The organism is Sulfitobacter sp. HI0129, from assembly GCF_001635395.1.
GTDB lineage: Bacteria > Pseudomonadota > Alphaproteobacteria > Rhodobacterales > Rhodobacteraceae > Sulfitobacter.
Genome location: NZ_LWGH01000006.1, coordinates 1 through 672, shown reverse-complemented (window position 1 = coordinate 672; position 672 = coordinate 1). Strand labels below are relative to the sequence as shown.

Here is a 672-nt window from a genome sequence, read left to right as displayed (position 1 = left end):
GACAAGGTTCGCGAACGGATCAAACAGAACCGCAACCAGGAGATCTTCCTCTGCCACAAGGGTGGCAAGCACGGGGCGGAGATGATTGCGGCTCGGTGGGCCCGGGCACGCGGGGTCGCACAAGCGCGCTTCGATCCGCGCTGGTCCGCGCATGGGCGGGCGGCACCGTTCAAGTGCAACGACGAAATGCTGGACGACAAGTTCGCGGCGACGGGGGTTGTACTCTTCGGCGGCAACGGGGTCGCGCTGAACCTCGGGCAGAAAGCGGAAGCGAAAGGCCTGACGGTCATGCGGGTTGCGGACCCGGTGAAGAATGCGTCGCAGGAGTGAAGAGAGGGGGTCGCGCTTGGCGCGGCCCTTTCGTCATGTCTCATGGCGCGTGCGATTGGTCATGCGTGATCGGCAGTCTGCGGCGGCCAGCACCGTTATCCCTCTACCCGGTCCGTCAGCGTGCGGCCCATCCGCATCGGTACGGGCTGGGGATGGTGCGCACCTCACGCACATCGTCAGCGGGGCAAGACGCGAGGGGTCGAGACGTCGCACTTGAGGCTGAAGACTTGCGCGTCCCTCGGGTGGTGTTTCGGACCGTCGCATCCACGCGGGCGGGCTCCGTCAGCACCCCGGCCAGGCTCGGCGTGACGCGAACGCGGATGGTGGCGGCTGCGTGATGGC

The 672-nt window shown here is 66.8% G+C and carries 1 protein-coding gene; it reads left to right on the top strand.

Going from position 1 to position 672, the window contains the following annotated elements; translation table 11 throughout:
• Positions 1–330 (top strand): SLOG family protein (locus A3764_RS00160; RefSeq protein ID WP_150122004.1); only part of this gene is annotated, 330 nt, incomplete at its 5' end.
• Positions 331–672: the final 342 nt, after the last annotated feature.